At 67.7% G+C, this 16,119-nt stretch carries 15 protein-coding genes; 7 read left to right on the forward strand and 8 right to left on the reverse strand.

The genetic code is table 11. The features are described 5' to 3' along the window. Positions 1 to 121: 121 nt before the first annotated feature. Positions 122 to 1,333, forward strand: coding sequence for a CaiB/BaiF CoA transferase family protein (locus AC24R4_RS09260; RefSeq protein WP_400395963.1), 1,212 nt, complete (start codon positions 122 to 124; stop codon positions 1,331 to 1,333). A gap of 34 nt (positions 1,334 to 1,367) precedes the next feature. Next, positions 1,368 to 2,366, forward strand: a complete 999-nt coding sequence (locus AC24R4_RS09265) for a tripartite tricarboxylate transporter substrate binding protein (protein WP_400395961.1) — start codon at positions 1,368 to 1,370, stop codon at positions 2,364 to 2,366. Here the strand turns inward: AC24R4_RS09265 and AC24R4_RS09270 are convergent. The 7 genes from AC24R4_RS09270 to AC24R4_RS09300 form a co-directional block, all read right to left on the reverse strand. Continuing rightward, positions 2,353 to 2,856 (reverse strand): PIN domain-containing protein, encoded by a 504-nt coding sequence (locus tag AC24R4_RS09270; protein ID WP_487522804.1) that lies wholly within the window; start codon positions 2,854 to 2,856, stop codon positions 2,353 to 2,355. The two genes, AC24R4_RS09265 and AC24R4_RS09270, sit on opposite strands and share 14 nt — an antisense overlap. Positions 2,857 to 2,871: 15 nt before the next feature. Beyond that, on the reverse strand, positions 2,872 to 3,072 hold the full coding sequence (locus tag AC24R4_RS09275) for a hypothetical protein (protein ID WP_487522805.1): 201 nt from the start codon (positions 3,070 to 3,072) through the stop codon (positions 2,872 to 2,874). A gap of 414 nt (positions 3,073 to 3,486) precedes the next feature. Continuing rightward, a complete protein-coding gene (treF, locus tag AC24R4_RS09280) occupies positions 3,487 to 5,310 on the reverse strand; it encodes an alpha,alpha-trehalase TreF (protein WP_487522806.1) in 1,824 nt (607 codons plus the stop codon). Next, the gene (locus tag AC24R4_RS09285) at positions 5,297 to 6,073 is read right to left on the reverse strand and encodes an SDR family NAD(P)-dependent oxidoreductase (protein ID WP_487522807.1); all 777 of its coding nucleotides are present in this window, start codon (positions 6,071 to 6,073) and stop codon (positions 5,297 to 5,299) included. The genes treF and AC24R4_RS09285 overlap by 14 nt, the downstream gene beginning before the upstream one ends. Before the next feature lie 147 nt (positions 6,074 to 6,220). Continuing rightward, positions 6,221 to 6,805, reverse strand: coding sequence for a shikimate kinase (locus AC24R4_RS09290; protein ID WP_487523002.1), 585 nt, complete (start codon positions 6,803 to 6,805; stop codon positions 6,221 to 6,223). Positions 6,806 to 6,981: 176 nt separating this feature from the next. Next, positions 6,982 to 8,367, reverse strand: a complete 1,386-nt coding sequence (locus tag AC24R4_RS09295) for an aromatic acid/H+ symport family MFS transporter (RefSeq protein ID WP_487522808.1) — start codon at positions 8,365 to 8,367, stop codon at positions 6,982 to 6,984. Between the two features lie 336 nt (positions 8,368 to 8,703). Beyond that, positions 8,704 to 9,657, reverse strand: coding sequence for a LysR substrate-binding domain-containing protein (locus AC24R4_RS09300; RefSeq protein WP_487522809.1), 954 nt, complete (start codon positions 9,655 to 9,657; stop codon positions 8,704 to 8,706). A gap of 101 nt (positions 9,658 to 9,758) precedes the next feature. Here AC24R4_RS09300 and pcaH point away from each other — a divergent pair, with 101 nt between their 5' ends. The 4 genes from pcaH to pcaDC all read left to right on the forward strand — a co-directional run bounded on the left by pcaH (position 9,759) and on the right by pcaDC (position 13,752). Next, entirely contained in the window at positions 9,759 to 10,472 is a 714-nt protein-coding gene (pcaH, locus tag AC24R4_RS09305; RefSeq protein ID WP_400396239.1) for a protocatechuate 3,4-dioxygenase subunit beta, read from the forward strand. A 4-nt stretch (positions 10,473 to 10,476) separates the two neighbouring features. Next, positions 10,477 to 11,046, forward strand: a complete 570-nt coding sequence (pcaG, locus tag AC24R4_RS09310; RefSeq protein WP_400396241.1) for a protocatechuate 3,4-dioxygenase subunit alpha — start codon at positions 10,477 to 10,479, stop codon at positions 11,044 to 11,046. Positions 11,047 to 11,166: 120 nt separating this feature from the next. Then, the gene (locus tag AC24R4_RS09315) at positions 11,167 to 12,561 is read left to right on the forward strand and encodes a 3-carboxy-cis,cis-muconate cycloisomerase (RefSeq protein ID WP_487522810.1); all 1,395 of its coding nucleotides are present in this window, start codon (positions 11,167 to 11,169) and stop codon (positions 12,559 to 12,561) included. Positions 12,562 to 12,573: 12 nt separating this feature from the next. Continuing rightward, entirely contained in the window at positions 12,574 to 13,752 is a 1,179-nt protein-coding gene (gene pcaDC, locus AC24R4_RS09320; RefSeq protein WP_400397429.1) for a bifunctional 3-oxoadipate enol-lactonase/4-carboxymuconolactone decarboxylase PcaDC, read from the forward strand. Positions 13,753 to 13,776: 24 nt separating this feature from the next. Here the strand turns inward: pcaDC and AC24R4_RS09325 are convergent, their stop codons facing one another. Further along, positions 13,777 to 14,670, reverse strand: a complete 894-nt coding sequence (locus tag AC24R4_RS09325; protein WP_487522811.1) for a helix-turn-helix domain-containing protein — start codon at positions 14,668 to 14,670, stop codon at positions 13,777 to 13,779. Positions 14,671 to 14,799: 129 nt separating this feature from the next. Between AC24R4_RS09325 and pobA the strand changes: the two genes are divergently transcribed. After that, the gene (pobA, locus tag AC24R4_RS09330; RefSeq protein WP_487522812.1) at positions 14,800 to 15,996 is read left to right on the forward strand and encodes a 4-hydroxybenzoate 3-monooxygenase; all 1,197 of its coding nucleotides are present in this window, start codon (positions 14,800 to 14,802) and stop codon (positions 15,994 to 15,996) included. Positions 15,997 to 16,119: the final 123 nt, after the last annotated feature.

The raw sequence follows: 16,119 nt of genomic DNA on the forward strand, positions 1-16,119 counted from the left end.
CAGATATGTTGAAATCCGGTTGCAATTGTCAAGGATTGGGAACATATGGACAATGCTTGCTCGTAAAGACAACCGGACCTCCTTGGCAGGAACCGATCCGGACGCGGGGAGACGCATCAAAATGAAGCAAGAAAACATGGCATCGCTGCCGCTGGCCGGCGTGCGGGTGCTGGACCTGTCACGTGTACTGGCAGGCCCGATGTGCGCGATGGCGCTGGGTGACCTTGGCGCGGACGTCATCAAGGTGGAACATCCCGCCCGGGGTGACGATACCCGCGACTGGGGCGTGCGCATCGGCACGCGCAATACCTCCTACTTCAATAGCGCCAACCGCAACAAGCGGTCGGTGACGCTGGACCTGCAAAGCGAAGCGGGCCTGGCGCTGGCGCGACAACTCGCCGCGCAGTGCGACGTGGTGATCCAGAACTTCAAGGTGGGCGGCGCCGAGAAACTCGGCCTCGGCTACGAACAGCTCAGCGAAATCAATCCGCGCCTGGTCTACTGCTCGATTTCCGGCTATGCCCGGTTCACCCCGGAAGCCGAACGCCCTGGCTACGACCTGGTGGTGCAGGGCGAGTCCGGCGTGATGGCGACCAACGGCGAGGCCGGCCAAGGCCCGCTGAAGTTCGGCGTGGCGGCCGTGGACATGTTCACGGGCATGTATTCCGCCCAGGCCATCCTGGCCGCGCTGTTCGCGCGCCAGGCTAGCGGCCGCGGCCGCCACGTGCAAATGGCGCTCTACGACTGCGGCGTAATGATCACGTCCTACTACGGCATGGAGGCCTTGCTCAAGGCCGGCGATACGCCCAAGTTCGGCAATGCGCATCCGTCCATCGTCCCCTATGGCGTGTTCGAGGCGGCCGACGGGCCGCTGGTCATCACGGTGGGCAACAACGGACAGTTCCAGCGATTCTGCCGCGACGTCATCGGCTGCCCGGAATGGGCGGACGATGAACGCTTTGCCACCAACACGGCCCGCTCGGCGCATCGCGACGTGCTGCTTGCGCAGGTACGCGAACGGCTCCAACGCTTCACGCGTGCCGACCTGCTGCAGCGCCTGACGGCTGCCCAGATCCCGTGCGGCGAGGTGCTGGGCATGCTCGACGCCCTGCAATCCGAACGTACCGCGCAGGCGGGCCTGCTGCATCGCTTCGAAGACAGCGAGGCCGGCACACAGGCCGTGCTGGCCCCGCCTTATGCGTTCGATGGCCAGCGTCTGCCGGTGCGCATGCCGCCTCCCCACATGGGCCAGCACACGCACGAGGTGTTCAAGGAATTGCTGAAGCTCGACGACAACGCCATCGCGGATCTGCAATCCCGGGGCGTGATCTGACACCCCGAATTTTCGATCGACAGGAGACAAGACAATGACCAAGCTGCTACTGGGCCGCCGCCAGGTACTGAAGGCGGGTGCCGCCGCGTCGATGGCCGCCGTGATGCCCTCGGTGCTGGCCAAGACCGGCTGGCCCGACAAGTTCATCAAGATGGTGGTGGCCTTCCCCGCCGGCGGCCCCACCGATACCGCCGCGCGCATCGTGGCGCAGAAGCTGTCGGAACGGCTCGGGCAGCAGGTCATCATCGAGAACAAGCCCGGTGCCTCGGGGTCGATCGGCACGGCCAGCTTCCTCCGCAGCCCGGCCGATGGCTACAACCTGTCGATGTTCGGCATGCCGGCCCTGCTGGCGCCGCTGATGTACAAGACCAACGCCTACGACGTCAAGAAGGACTTCCTGTCCGTGGCCACGGTCTATGTGCTGCCGATGGCCATCGTCATCAACCCGGCCGTGGTGCCGCATGTCGAGACGCTGGCCGACCTGATCCGCTTTGCCAAGGCCAGCAAGGCCCCGTTGAGCTATACCAGTTCGGGCACCGGCAGCTTTGGTCACCTGGCCATGGAACAGCTCAAGGACCTGGGCGGCTTCGACGTGCTGCACGTGCCCTACCGTGGCAGCGCCCCGGCCGTGGCCGACCTGCTGGGCGGCCAGGTGGGCATCATGTTTGCCGACGTGGTCGCCGCGTTGCCCCATATCCGCGCCGGCAAGCTCAAGGCCATCGCGCTGAGCTCACCCAACGCCCGGGTGCTGCTGCCGGGCGTGAAGACCGTCTCGGAGCAGGGCTTCCCGGGCTTTGACTTCGATTCCTGGGGCGGCCTTATTGCGCCGTTGGCCACCCCGCAGCCTGTCGTCGATCGCATCGCCAGCGAAACGCGCGACATCCTCGGCAAGGACACGGAACTGCAGCAGAAGCTGGTCAGCGCCGGCGCCATCGCGTCGTTCCAGGACGGCAGGCAGATGCAGGCGCGGCTCAACAAGGACTACGACCGCTGGAGCGCCATCGTCAAGGCAAAGGGCATCAGTGCGAGCTGAGGCGGGTCGCCGCCGGCCGTCGTCCGGCACGTGAATGCGGCACGGGGGCCGGCATGCGTGGCCCCGGCGGCCCCCTGCCGAAAGGATCGATCAGCCGCACGCCGGTCTGGGCGAAGTCCCGCACGTTGCGCGTGACGACGGCCAGCCCGTGAATCATGGCGGTGGCCGCGATCATCTTGTCCAGCGGGTTCTCCGGATGGGGCACCCGCAGGTGGCCCCATAGCTCGACCACGCGGCCGTCCACGCCAAGGATGTTGTGTGCGTAGCGACGTTGGACCGCCAGCAGCCATTCATCGAGCGCCTGGCATTGCTGCCGGTCGCCCCGGAAGCGTTTCAGTTCCACGCCGCGCCGCAGTTCTCCCATCGTGACCACCGACACGAACAGGGCGTGGCCATCGGCCTCGGCATCGTCGAAGAAGGCCCGCACGCCGGGATCGGCCCGGCGCCCCTTGCGGCTTTCGCTGATGACATCGGTATCGATCAGGTACATGTGCCGGCCCCCCCGTCAGTGAATCCGTGCGAAGTCCTGGTCGTCGTACGCGTCGCCAGGCGGAATCGTCTTGAGGAACGCCGCGAACGTCGGCTTGCGGGCGGATCTGGCGCGGCTCGTACGCGGTTTGCCGCCGCTGCGTGACCGATCGCCCGCGTCGGGGCCGGCCGTGCCTTCATCGAGACCACCGGCATTGGATTTGTCGTGCTGTTTCATGCTGGACCTCCGTCATGAGTGAATGAGCGAGGCGCCATCTTGCATCCGGAAAGGCCCGAAATTTGTGTCCGGATGTGACGGGTGAGCGACTGTTGATCCAGCGCAATGTGGTGCCCGGCGTGGGCGGGGAGGCCAGGTCGGGCTCCCAAAAGAAAATACCCCGACGCGCGGGATCGTCGGGGTAGTAAGAGTTGCCAAGTCGTTTGGAGTCGTGTCGAAATGACCCCGCATCAGTGTGACGTTCCCTGCCAGCTACGCCAATAACTCACATGAGTTATTGGCGTATGCGGAACAATCCCGGGGAAACGCCCTATTGCGTCGCGGAATTCTGAACAAAGGAATGAAATTCCGATTGGGGGCCGTGGCACGCCCCGCCAGCCGTTGTTTCATCGCGACCCGCGCGGGGTCAAGCCATCATTCGCCAGTGTCCGGCCGGCCCGCCTTGCTGCGTTGCGCCGGGTGCCATGGATACAGTGCCAATAGGGCGCTGACCACGCCGTTGGTCCAGCCGAAGCCGTCCTGGAGCGGGTACTCGCCCCCGCCGCCGCCCTCGGCGCCTCCGGTGCGGCGGCGCTGCAGCCGGTATTTCTCCACCAGCTTGTATTCCGAGACATAGAGGCTGGCCACCGTCTGGAGCCAGCGGTGCGCAATGTCGTCGGCCAGCGCGTCGCAGCCATAGCGCCGCAGGCCCATGATGCCGATCCACTGCAGCGGCGCCCAGCCGTTGGGCCGGTCCCATTGCTCGCCGGAATCGATCTCCGTGGTGGCCAGGCCGCCTTCCTCGACCAGCCGGGCGGCCACCACGCCCGCCACCTGCGCCGCTTGTTCCGCGGTGGCCAGGCCCAGGAACAGCGGCATCAGGGTGGCTGCGCTCAGGCAGGGACGTGGCGTGCCGCGATGCCAGTCGAAGTCGACGAACGCGCCCGTGCCGGCGTCCCACATGATCGTGGCGATGGCCAGCCGGCGATGGTCCGCTGCTTCGCGATAGCGCGTGGCGCGGTCGATGTCGCCGGCGCGCTCGCACAGTTCGCCCAGGCGGCACTCGGTATGCCAGAGCAGGGCGTTCAGGTCGATGGGCAGGATCGCCGTGGTGCGGATGGTGGCCAGGTCGCAGGTTGGCTGACTGCCAGCCGGCGCCGGGTCGCACCAGCGCGAACTGAAGTCCCAGCCCGATTCGGCCGCGGCGCGCAGGTCGCGGAATACCAGGTGCGCGGGCCGGTCGGCGCGCCGGGCCGTGGCCACGTCTTCCAGGTACGCTTCCTCGCGCGGATGGGCGCGGTCGTCCCAGTAACGGTTGAGCAATGCGCCGCCGGGCAGGCGCACCAGGCGCCGGTAGGCGGTGCCGGGGGCCAGGTGGGCGGCGCCGTCCATCCAGAACGCATATTCGCGCTCGAGCTGGGGCAGGTAGCGTACCGCCGCATCGACGCCCTGGTCTTCGAACAGGTCGGTCATCAGCGCGAATACGGGCGGCTGCGAACGGCTCAGGTAATAAGATCGCGTGCCGTTGGGCACCAGCCCGTAGGTGTCCAGCAGGTAGGCGAAGTTGTCGGCCATGGCGCGCAGCAGGTCGTGCCGGCCGCTGGCCGACAGGCCCAGCATGGTGAAGTACGAATCCCAGTAGTACAGCTCTCGGAAGCGCCCGCCAGGCACGACATAGGGTTGGGGCAGCGGCAGCAGCGAGCATCGCGGCGGATGTTCGGCCGGTTCGCGCGTGAGGACGGGCCACAGCCCGTCGATGTGCTCGCGCAGCGAATTGTCCGGATCGGACTGGTAGTGATCGTCCGGAACCGTCTCGCGGGCGAAATAGTTGCGCACGAAGGCTTCGAGCGAAAAGTCGGGCGCGTCGCGCTCGGCGCGGTAGCGCGACAGGATGGCCTCGGGCGCATCGAGCGGAATGCAGTCGGGAAAGGTCTTGCTGTCCGCAAACATGCCGCTGGCCTGCACGGCGACGAACAGCTCGGCATAGCGTTCCGCTGGCGACATGGTGTCGGCGTCCGCGCATCCCGGCAGCGTGCACGGGGCGGGGGTGGGCAAATGGGTGATCGCGGGCGCGTGCCCGTGGCAATGCGGCGGCAACGGGGGCAGGCCCGGCACCGGCCCCGGGCCCGAGGCCCCAGCCGTGGCGGCCGGCGCGGAAACCGGGGCTGCGGGATGCGGGTCGGCATCCGCCTTGGCGGGCTCCGTTCGGGCGGGGACATGCGGCGTGCCGCCGGCCGACTCGACGTTATTGTTCCGCATAGTTCCAGAGGAGTCCGCCATCGATCACGAGCGTGGCGCCGGTGATGTAGTCGGCATCGGCGCTTGCCAGGTAGGCCACCAGTCCGGCCACTTCGTCGGGCTTGCCCAGCCGCCCCAGCGGGATGCTGGCCAGCAACGCCTGCAGTTCGGCGCGGTCGGCCATCAGCTTGCGGTTGATCGGTGTCTGGATGGCACCCGGTGCGATGTTGTTGACCGTGATGCCGGCCGGTGCCAGTTCGATGGCCAGGTTGCGCATCATCATGCGCAGGCCGCCCTTGCTGGCGCAGTAGCTCGTGAAATGGGGAAAAGGCAGGTCTTCGTGCACGGAGCTGATGTTGATGACCTTGCCCCCCAGCTTGCGCGCCAGCCGGTGCTTCACGAACTGCGGCGTGAGAAAGAACGGCCCCTTAAGATTGGTATAGAGCACGCGGTCGTAGTCGGCCTCGGACACCTCGGCAAACGGTGCCCGCACTTCGACGCCGGCGTTGTTGACCAGGATGTCGAGGCTGCCGGACGGTGCGACCGCCGCCACGGCCTGGTCGACGATGGCAAAGGCCTGCGCCACGTTGCCGATATCGCCCGCCACCACATGGGCGCGGCGGCCCGCGGCGCGCACGCCATCGGCCGTCTCCGCAGACTCGGCGTCGAGCTTGTGCACCGCAACAACGATATCGGCGCCTTCCTGGGCCAGGCGCAACGCGATGGCGCGGCCGATGCCACCCGCGCCACCGGTGACCAGAGCCGTCTTGCCTTGCAGCCGCATGGGGAACCTCCTGCATTCAGGGTGGTGTCACCGTCAGAGCCACGCGCCGGGCGCGAAGTTCAAACGTCGCCACGACTTGTTCCGACCTTGCCACGCCCGATGGCGGCCCGGTGTCGGCGCAGTCCGAATCCGGTGTCGGCCGGGGGCTCAATCGTGCGTGGCGGGGTCAGGGGCGGCGGTCTGGCCGCCAGGCTCGGAAGGGTCGCCCGGTTCGGGCGGGTCGCCAGCTTCGGAAGGGTCGGAGGGGTCGGTCGCCAGGCCCAGCTGGGCCAGCACGCTGGCGGCCGCCTGTGCCACGGTGCCCGCATGGGCCGGCATGATCAGGTGGGCGATTTCGCGGTAGAGCGGATCGCGCTCGCAGAACAGGGCTTCGAGCCGGGCGCGCGGGTTGTCCACTTGCAGCAACGGGCGGTTGCGGTTGCGGCGAACGCGGCGCCACAGTTCGGGCAGCGCCGCGTCCAGATAGATCACGTGGCCACGGGCGCGCAGCATTTCGCGGTTTTCGGGCCGCAGCACGATGCCGCCGCCGGTGGCCAGCACGATGCCGCTGCGCTGCGTCAGTTCGTCGAGGATGCGCGTTTCACGGCGGCGGAAACCTTCCTCGCCTTCCAGCTCGAAGATGGTGGTGATGCGCACCCCGCAGCGCGATTCGATCTCGTGGTCGGTATCGAAGAACGGACGGCCAAGCCGACGCGCGACGGTTCGCCCGATCGTCGTCTTGCCGGCCCCCATGAAGCCGATGAAAAAGAGGTTGTCTGACGCGGATCGGGGTTCCAAAAGTGTGCGCCGTAGCGTGCCGTCCCATTCTTCGCAACGGTAGCACGTAATGGCGTTTTCGCCATAGCGCAGCCGATTGGCGGGACGAAGCGGGATCGGCGCACTTCGCCTCGCGGTGCCGCGGCCGTCTCTCAGTGCCCGGCCACGGTCTGGCCGGCCGGTTCGCCGCCGTCCGCTGCGGCGCCTGCCCCGGAGAACTGCTTGACCACCAGTGCCCCGGCGGCGATGAACGCCGGCACCGTCAGCAGCGTGAAGATGGCGTCGAAACCAAGGTGCATGCGCAGCAGTTCGGCGCCCAGCAGCGCACCGGCAATGCCGCCAAAGCGGCCGATGCCGAGCATCCAGGCCACGCCGGTGGCACGGCCCTGCGTGGGGTAGAAGCTCGCTGCCAGCGTGGGCATCGACGACTGCGCGCCATTCATGGCCGTGCCGGCCAGGAAGATCAGCAGGCCGAGTACGAACTGGTCGCCGCCCGCGCCATGGCCCACGGTGTAGATCAGGACGCCGGTCAGCGCATAGGTGAACGCAATCACCTTGTTCGGGTTGAAGCGGTCCATGAACCAGCCGGCGGCAATCGTGCCGATGCCACCGCCCAGCGGGAACAGCGCGGTCAGCAGCGAGGCGCGCTGCAGCGTGAATCCGGCGTCCTTCATCAGCGTCGGCATCCAGCTGGTCAGCAGGTAGAAGATCACCAGGCCCATGAAGTACGTGAGCCAGAGCATGGCCGATCCCACGCGATAGCGCGGCGCCAGTACCGTGCCCACGGCTGACCTGGCTGCGGGCGCCGCCTCGTTAATCGTGAACACCTGTGCGGCGCCTAGCGCGGCGCCGGTCACGCGTGCCAGCACCTTGCGGATCTGGTCGGCGGGGTACTGGCGCACCACCATGTAGCGGATCGACTCCGGCAGGGCGGCCACCAGCACCACGGCCAGCACCAGCGGCACGATGCCGCCGAAGACCAGCACGCTGTGCCAGCCGAAATGCGGAATGATGGCTGCCGCGAAGAAGCCGCCGCCAGCCGACCCTAGCGGGAAGCCGCAGAACATCGTGTTCACCAGGATTGCGCGGCGGCGGGCCGGTGCGTACTCGGACATCAGCGTCACCGCATTGGGCATCGCGGCGCCAAGCCCGACGCCCGTCAGGAATCGCAGCACGGTCAGCCACGTCACCGACGGTGCGAAGGCCGTGGCCAGGCTGCATGCGCCGAAGAAGAACACCGACAGCACCAGCACGCGCTTGCGGCCCACGCGGTCGGCCATCGGCCCGGCGAAGATCGCGCCAAACGCCAGCCCGAACAGCGCGGCGCTCATGACCGGCCCGAGCGACGATTTCTCGATGCCCCACTCCTGGACAAGGGCCGGGGCGATATACCCCATGGCCGCCGTATCGAAGCCGTCAATCGCGACGATGAGGAAACATAGAATCAGGATGAGCCACTGATACGCGGAGAAGCGGTGGCTGTCGATAAATGACTGCACGTCGAGCGTGCCAGTCGCGGGGCGCGGGGGCTGGGACATGGGGTCTCCGTTCTTCGGATCGTTTCAGGCCCGATCAGGCGGTCTGTCGGGCGCTTCTTGTTCGTGATTCGCCTTGTTTGTTCTAAAGGCGAACTCATGTTCTCGATAGGAACGGATCATACGCAGCGTTTTTCGCGGCGAAATATCGGCGTTAACCCGCAAGCGGGGCGACGGCCGACGGGGGCCAAAGCGCGCTGGCCCGCGTGGCTAAAGGGCTGGCGGCGGGATGGAAGGGGTCGCAAGATTTTTTTCGGCGCGGGCGGGACGAATGGCAAAAGTGCCGCGCAGCGATCAGGCCCCCGGCTCAATGACGGCTGAACGGCGGCCGGGATCGGCTCAGCCGGGCTGGGCCGCGATGCGCCGGATGGTTTCCGCAAACGCCTCGGCTACCGGCCCCAGCGTGCGGTCGCTTCGGCGCAGCAGGCCGATCGGTTCCTCGGTGCCTTGCGTATCGACCGGCAGCAGCACCATTTCGCCGGCCGCCACCGCCCGGCGCGTGGCCGACAACGGCGCGGCCCACACGCTGTCGCCCTGCTGCGTGAGCAGGCGCCCCAGGTAGGCGTCGGCGGTTTCCAGGCAGCCTTCCGGCAACGCGAAGCCGTGGCGGGCCAGCAGGCTTTCGGTGCTGTGGCGCGGGATGGAACCGACGGCCGGCACCACCATCGGCCACGCCACCACGTCGCGCAGGCTCGGGCGGGGCTGCGCCGCCAGCGGGTGTCCGGCACGCACGGCCAGCACCAGCGGCTCCGCCGCCAGCGATTCGAACCACAGCCCTTCCATGGCCGCCGGGTCGTCCATGCGGCCGATCACGACGTCCAGCACATCGGCCTTGAGCAGGTCGATTAATGTGCGGTTCATGCCGCTCTGCACGGCCAGCGCCACCTCGGGATGCGTGGTGCGGAAGGCGGTCACGGCATCGAGCAGCAGCGCGGGCACGATGCTGGGCAGGGCGCCCACGCGGATGCGCTCGTGGCGCGTGGCGTCGCTGGCCGCGAGGCTGTCGGCGGCGGCGTCGATGTCCTCGAGGATCCGCAGCGCATGGCGCAGGAAGCGCATGCCGGCCGCGGTCAGGTTGGTGCCGGCCCGCTGGCGCACCAGCAGCCGGGCGCCGACCAGTTCCTCCAGTTCGGTCAGCGTCTTCGACACCGCCGGCTGCGTCAGGCCGAGCTGCTCGCCGGCCCGCCCCAGATGCTGCGCCTGGGCCACGGCTACGAAGCAGTGCAGGTGCCGCAGCCGGATGCGGCTGCGAAAGGCATCAACGGCGGAGTGGGGCGCGGGAGGGCGTTCCATTATAAAAATTCATCGTAATTACGCCAAATCTCAATTTACATGACTTCTGACGTTGCATACAGTCCACCCCATCGATTCACACCAACAACGGAGACAGCGCGATGCCCCACCGCTCCGATCGCCCCGCCCAGTACCGCCGGCCGTACTGGGACACCCAGCCCGAATACCGTTTCGACCCCTATGCCTCGACGCAACTGCGCTCGCCGGCCCAGCCGCTGATCGCGCTGCCGCAGTCGCTGTCCGAAGTCACGGGGCCGACGTTTGGTCCCGAGTTCGTCCGCGAGGGCGACAACGACCTGACCGTCGGCAACGGCGGCGCGCCGATTGGCGAACGCATGCTGGTCACGGGCCGCGTGCTGGACGAGAACGGGCGTCCGGTGCCCAACGCGCTGATCGAGGTCTGGCAGGCCAACGCCGCGGGCCGCTACACGCACAAGCGCGACCAGCACGACGCGCCGCTGGACCCGCACTTTTCCGGCGAAGGCCGCACCATCACCGACGCCAACGGCCAGTACCAGTTCAAGACGATCAAGCCGGGCGCCTACCCCTGGCGTAACCATCACAACGCCTGGCGGCCGCAGCACATCCATTTTTCGCTGTTCGGCAACGCCTACGCCACGCGGCTGGTCACGCAGATGTATTTCCCGGGCGATCCGCTGCTGGCGTACGACCCGATCTTCCAGTGCGTGCCCGACGAGAAGGCGCGCAATCGCCTGATCGCCACGTTCGACTGGGAAACCACGGCACCCGAGTACGCGCTCGGCTACCGTTTCGATATCGTGCTGCGTGGCCGCGATGCCACGCCGATGGAGTAAGGCCATGCTGTACGCCACCGCATCCCAGACCGTAGGTCCGTACCTGCATATCGGCCTGACCGGCCTGAACTGCGCCGACCTGACCGCCGACGCGCCCGACCTGGCCGCGCAACGCATCGTGATCGAAGGCCGCGTGGTCGATGGTCGCGGCGAACCCGTGCCCGACGGCATGGCCGAGATCTGGCAGGCCAACCCTGCCGGCCGCTACCGTCATCCCGAAGATGCCCGCGAACTGCCGCTGGTGCCGGGCTTCACCGGCTTTGGCCGTGTGCCCACCGAGGCCGATGGCTCGTTCCGCTTCACCACGGTCAAGCCCGGCACCGTGCCCGATGGCAATGGGCGTCCGCAGGCGCCGCACATCATGGTGTCGGTCTTCACGCGGGGACTGGTCAAGCATGTGGCCACGCGCCTGTACTTTCCCGAGGACACGGCCGCGCACGGCGCCGATGCGGTGCTGTCGCGGGTGCCCGCCGACCGGCGCGACACGCTGATCGCCAGGGCCGAAGGCCAGAACCGCTACCGCTGGGACGTCGTGCTGCAGGGCCCGGGCGAAACGGTGTTCTTCGATATCTGATACGTCGCCATCGTTGCCCGCCTGGCATGAACGCGGCGCCGGCTCACACCGGTGCCGCGTTTTGCATCACAATCGGCGCATTCCTTGCCGGCAACTCAAACGGTTCGCCCCCAACCGACCATGCCAACGTTTTCCCGCCTGACCGATCCGATGTTCGGCAGCCCCGCCGTGCTCGATATCTTTTCCGACACCGGCACGGTGCGCCGCATGCTCGATGTGGAAGCCGCGCTGGCGCGCGCCGAGGCACGCTGCGGCGTCATTCCCGAAGCGGCCGCCCAGATCATCGAACAGGTCTGTGCCGGCGACCCGGCCAAGGTGATCGACTTCGACGCGCTTGCGCAGGCCGCCGCCTCGGCCGGCAACCTGGCAATTCCGTTCGTCAAGCAATTGACGGCCGCCGTCACCCAGCGCGATGCCGAGGCCGGCCGCTACGTGCACTGGGGCGCCACGAGCCAGGACATCATCGATACGGCATTGGTGCTGCAGCTTGCCGACGCCTTGCAGGACATCGATGCCGGCCTGCTGGCTCTTGGCGATGCCTGTGCGGCGCAGGCCGTCGCCCATCGCGCCACGCCGATGGTGGCGCGCACCTGGCTGCAGCACGCGCTGCCCACCACGTTTGGCCTGAAGGCCGCCGGCTGGCTCGATGCCTTGCGCCGCGATCTGGCCCGACTTGACCTGGCGCGCACGCACGGGCGGGCGGTGCAGTTCGGCGGTGCGGCCGGCACGCTGGCCAGCCTGGGCGACGCCGCGCCGGCGGTTGCCGCGCAGCTTGCGCAGGGGCTGCAACTCGATCTTCCCGCGCTGCCGTGGCATGCGCACCGCGACCGCATGGTCGAAGTGGCCACCACGCTTGGCATGCTGACCGGCACGCTGGGAAAGATGGCGCGCGATATCTCGCTGCTGATGCAGACCGAAGTGGCCGAGGTGGCGGAACCATCGGGGCCGGGCCGGGGCGGCTCCAGCACGATGCCGCACAAGCGCAACCCCGTGGGCTGCGCGGCGGTGCTGACCGCGGCCGTGCGGATGCCGCCCCTGGTTGCCACGATGCTGGCCGGCATGACGCAGGAGCACGAGCGCGCGCTGGGCGGCTGGCAGGCCGAGTGGGACACCTTGCCGCAGATCGTCACGCTGGCCGCCGGCGCGCTGCGCCAGATGACCGACGTGGTGGCCGGCCTGCAGGTTGACGCTGCCCGCATGCGCCAGAACCTCGATATCACGCATGGCCTGATCCTTGGCGAAGCGGCCATGCTCGAACTCGGCCGGCGCATCGGCCGGCTGCCCGCCCATCATCTGGTGGAGCAGGCGTCGCGCCGCGCCGTGGCCGACGGTACGACGCTGCGCGACGCGCTGGCGCGCACGCTGGCCGACGATCCATCGCACCAGGGCCTGCTCGACGACGCCACGCTCGACCGGCTCGGCGACTCCGCGCAGTACGCGGGCCAATCCACAAGCTTCGCCGATGCCGCCGTGCAAGCCTGGCGGCACGCGCGGGCGCACCGCAACCACGCCTGACTGGAGACGACCTTGCCTTACCTCGATCACGCCGGTGCCCGGCTGTTCTATACCGTAGACGGCCCCGACACCGCGCCCGTCATCATCTTCTCGAACTCGATGGGTACCGACCACACGATGTGGAAGCCGCAGGCCGATGCGCTGGCCGGCCGCTTCCGCGTGGTGCGCCACGACATGCGCGGACACGGCCGGTCATCGACCGATGCGTCCGAGGCAACCATCGACGTGCTGGGGCGTGACGTCCTGGCGATCCTGGACGCGCTGCAGGTGGACCAGGCCGTGTTCTGCGGCCTGTCGATCGGAGGCCTGATTGGCCAATGGCTGGCCGTGAATGCCCCCGGGCGGTTCTCGAAGGTCATCGTCGCGAATACGGCGCCGAAGATCGGCACGGCGGATGCATGGCGCGCGCGCATCGACGGGGTGTTGCGCGACGGCATGGCGCCGCTGGTCGATGCCTCGCTCGGCCGCTGGTTCACCGAGAATTTCCGCAGTACCGCGGGCGGCGCGCTGGACGACCTGCGCGCGGTGCTGCAGGGTCTGGACCCGCGCGGCTACGCGCTGGGCTGCACGGCGCTGCGCGATGCCGACCTGCGCGAGGCCGTGAAGACGATCGCGGTGCCGGTGCTGGTGATTGCCGGCAGCGACGATCCATCGACCACCGCCGCCGAGGGCAGGGCGCTGGCCGATGCCATCCCCGGCGCACGCTATGTCGAGCTGCCGGCCGCGCATCTTTCCAACCGCGAGCAGCCCGGGCGGTTCACGGCGGCACTGCTGGACTTCATCCATGGCCGCTTGCCCGTGACCGACGACCACGCGCGCTACGAGGCGGGGCTGTCGGTGCGCCGCGCGGTGCTGGGCAGCGCCCACGTGGATCGTTCGCTGCAGAAGCTGACGCCGCTGAACGAAGAGTTCCAGAACCTGATCACGCGCTATGCGTGGGGCGAGATCTGGACGCGCGAAGGCTTGCCGCGCCATACGCGCAGCCTGGTGACCATCGCGATGATGGTGGCGCTGAACCGTTCGGAGGAGCTGAAGCTGCATCTGCGCGCGGCGGCCAACAACGGGGTGACGCGCGACGAGATCAAGGAGGTACTGCTGCAGACCGCCATCTACTGCGGCGTGCCGGCCGCCAATTCGGCCTTCCATATGGCCGAGGAAATCTTCGCGGAAGCTGACAAGGCGCGCGCCTGACGCGCGCCGCAGCCGCATCGGCGCTCAGCCTTCCCGCGTGGCGAATGCGGGAAGGCGCGCACGCCCCGATTCGCGGAACGCGGTGGGCGTCTGGCCCGCCAGCCGCGCAAAGAAGCGCGAGAAGTAGCCGGCATCCGAAAACCCCAGCGTCATGGCGATCTGCTTGATATCGAGATCGCTGAACAGCAGGTCGCGCTGGGCTTCCGCCAGCACGCGGGCGTGAATCAGCTGCAGCGCGCTCTGTCCGGCCAGCTGGCGGCAGATGCGGTTGAGCTGGGTGGGCGTGATGCCGATCGTGTCGGCGTAGTACGCCATTTCCTTCTGCTCGCGATAGTCGGTCTCCAGCAGCTGCTGGAACTGCTGGAAATGGCGGGCGGGCCGGCTGCTGGCACGCGTGGCGGCAGGCGCCGATGCCTCGGCAATGCGTGCGATGCCCACCAGCACCAGCGTGAGTAGCGCCGACAGCGCGGCGCCGCGCCAAGGGGCCACCGAGGCCATCTCCATCCTGAACATCGCCAGCGCGCTGGCCAGCGGGTGCTTGCGCGCCACGCGCTCGTGGCGCGGATGCTCGAACAGCGGCAGCGTGCCCGGCACGCCGGCCAGCAGCGTGCGCAGGTAGCTGTCGGTCATCGTCACGATAATGCCGTCCACGTCGGGCGAAAACACGAACCCATGCACATGGTGGGGCGGCACGCAGATCAGCGATCCGCCGGCCAGGCGCTCGCGCCGGCCGTCGAGCAGCGCCTCGCCGCTGCCGCTGTGGATGTACAGAATTTGAAGGAATCGCTCGTGCCGGTGAGGTTTGATCTCCCACGCGTAAAGCTGGCTGCGCGACGCGATCGATTCGAAATGGAGCTGGTCCAGCAACGGCTCGGCCGAATTGACGCCGTAGAGCGAATAGGTGGGGACGGTTCTCATGGGGGCGCGCTGCATGGTTCCGGGAATGTTCGAATTTTCACGTTCTTGGTTCGATCTGTCCATTCCGGCCGGGCGCGCGACGCTCTATCGTTGAGCCCAATAACCACATTCCAGATCAGGAGACACGCCATGGCCCCCAATGGCTCGCCGCATTCCCGTTCCACCCGCGTCGCCATCGTCGGCGCCGGCCCTGCCGGCCTGCTGCTCGGCCAGTTGCTGACCGTGGCCGGCATCGACAATATCGTCATCGAACAGCGCAGCCCCGAGTATGTGCAGGGCCGCATTCGCGCGGGCATTCTCGAATGCGTGACCGTGGAGGCGCTGCGGCGTGCGGGCGTCGATGGGCGCCTGCGCGAGGAAGGATTGGTGCATCACGGCATCGAACTGTCGTTCGGTGGCGCGCGGCACCGGATCGACTTCCACGCGCTGATCGGCCGCGACGTGACCGTGTACGGCCAGACAGAGGTCACGCGCGATCTGATGGCGGCGCGCCAGGCGGCCGGCGTGCCGACCGTCTACGAGGCGCAGGACGTTGCACTGCACGATTTCGATGGCGGACGCCCGCGCGTGTCGTATCGCAAGGACGGCGTCGAGCACGAGGTGGTCTGCGACTTCATCGCTGGCTGCGACGGGTTCCACGGTGTCAGCCGGGCCAGCGTGCCCGCGCCATCGAAGCGGATCTTCGAACGGGTGTATCCGTTTGGCTGGCTGGGCATCCTTTCGGACACGCCGCCCGTGGCCGACGAGCTGATCTACGCCAGTCACGAACGAGGGTTTGCGCTGTGCAGCATGCGCTCGAAGACGCGCAGCCGGTATTACGTGCAAGTGCCGTCGACCGAGAAGGCCCAGGACTGGTCCGATGCGCGTTTCTGGGATGAACTGCGCAGCCGGCTCGACCCGCAGGCGGCAGAATCGCTGGTCACGGGCCCGAGCATCGAAAAGAGCATTGCGCCGCTGCGCAGCTTTGTATGCGAGCCGATGCGTTACGGACGGTTGTTCCTGGCCGGAGACGCCGCGCATATCGTGCCGCCCACCGGGGCCAAGGGCTTGAACCTGGCCGCCAGCGACGTGCTCTACCTGGCTGACGGCTTTATCGCGCACTACCTGCACGATGATTCGCACGAGCTGGATCGCTATTCCGCGAAGTGCCTGGGCCGGGTGTGGAAGGCCGAGCGGTTCTCGTGGTGGATGACATCGCTGCTGCACCGCTTTCCGGATGCCGACGACTTTGCGCACCGCATCCAGCAGGCCGAGCTTGAGTATCTGGTCAGCTCGGAGGCGGCATGCCGGTCACTGGCGGAAAACTATGTCGGGTTGCCACGCTGAAGGCAACGTATCCATATGCCATGAATATGAATGGATAGGTTGGCATATATTTTACGTGGCATCACCCCGGTGATACCGTCTCGCTCCAGCATGCCGGCACAAGTACCGGCTGGACTGGAGGAG

It is taken from the genome of Cupriavidus sp. CER-90 (assembly GCF_057652055.1).

What these genes read in the sequence shown, in the direction of transcription:
- AC24R4_RS09300 (WP_487522809.1), bottom strand. Translation starts at nt 9,657, where the DNA reads ATGGAACGCCCTCCCGCGCCCCACTCCGCCGTTGATGCCTTTCGCAGC.
- AC24R4_RS09290 (WP_487523002.1), bottom strand. Translation starts at nt 6,805, where the DNA reads ATGGGGGCCGGCAAGACGACGATCGGGCGAACCGTCGCGCGTCGGCTT.
- AC24R4_RS09260 (WP_400395963.1), top strand. Translation starts at nt 122, where the DNA reads ATGAAGCAAGAAAACATGGCATCGCTGCCGCTGGCCGGCGTGCGGGTG.
- AC24R4_RS09265 (WP_400395961.1), top strand. Translation starts at nt 1,368, where the DNA reads ATGACCAAGCTGCTACTGGGCCGCCGCCAGGTACTGAAGGCGGGTGCC.
- AC24R4_RS09270 (WP_487522804.1), bottom strand. Translation starts at nt 2,856, where the DNA reads ATGTACCTGATCGATACCGATGTCATCAGCGAAAGCCGCAAGGGGCGC.
- AC24R4_RS09325 (WP_487522811.1), bottom strand. Translation starts at nt 14,670, where the DNA reads ATGAGAACCGTCCCCACCTATTCGCTCTACGGCGTCAATTCGGCCGAG.
- AC24R4_RS09275 (WP_487522805.1), bottom strand. Translation starts at nt 3,072, where the DNA reads ATGAAACAGCACGACAAATCCAATGCCGGTGGTCTCGATGAAGGCACG.
- pcaH (WP_400396239.1), top strand. Translation starts at nt 9,759, where the DNA reads ATGCCCCACCGCTCCGATCGCCCCGCCCAGTACCGCCGGCCGTACTGG.
- AC24R4_RS09315 (WP_487522810.1), top strand. Translation starts at nt 11,167, where the DNA reads ATGCCAACGTTTTCCCGCCTGACCGATCCGATGTTCGGCAGCCCCGCC.
- AC24R4_RS09285 (WP_487522807.1), bottom strand. Translation starts at nt 6,073, where the DNA reads ATGCGGCTGCAAGGCAAGACGGCTCTGGTCACCGGTGGCGCGGGTGGC.
- pcaG (WP_400396241.1), top strand. Translation starts at nt 10,477, where the DNA reads ATGCTGTACGCCACCGCATCCCAGACCGTAGGTCCGTACCTGCATATC.
- treF (WP_487522806.1), bottom strand. Translation starts at nt 5,310, where the DNA reads ATGCGGAACAATAACGTCGAGTCGGCCGGCGGCACGCCGCATGTCCCC.
- AC24R4_RS09295 (WP_487522808.1), bottom strand. Translation starts at nt 8,367, where the DNA reads ATGTCCCAGCCCCCGCGCCCCGCGACTGGCACGCTCGACGTGCAGTCA.
- pobA (WP_487522812.1), top strand. Translation starts at nt 14,800, where the DNA reads ATGGCCCCCAATGGCTCGCCGCATTCCCGTTCCACCCGCGTCGCCATC.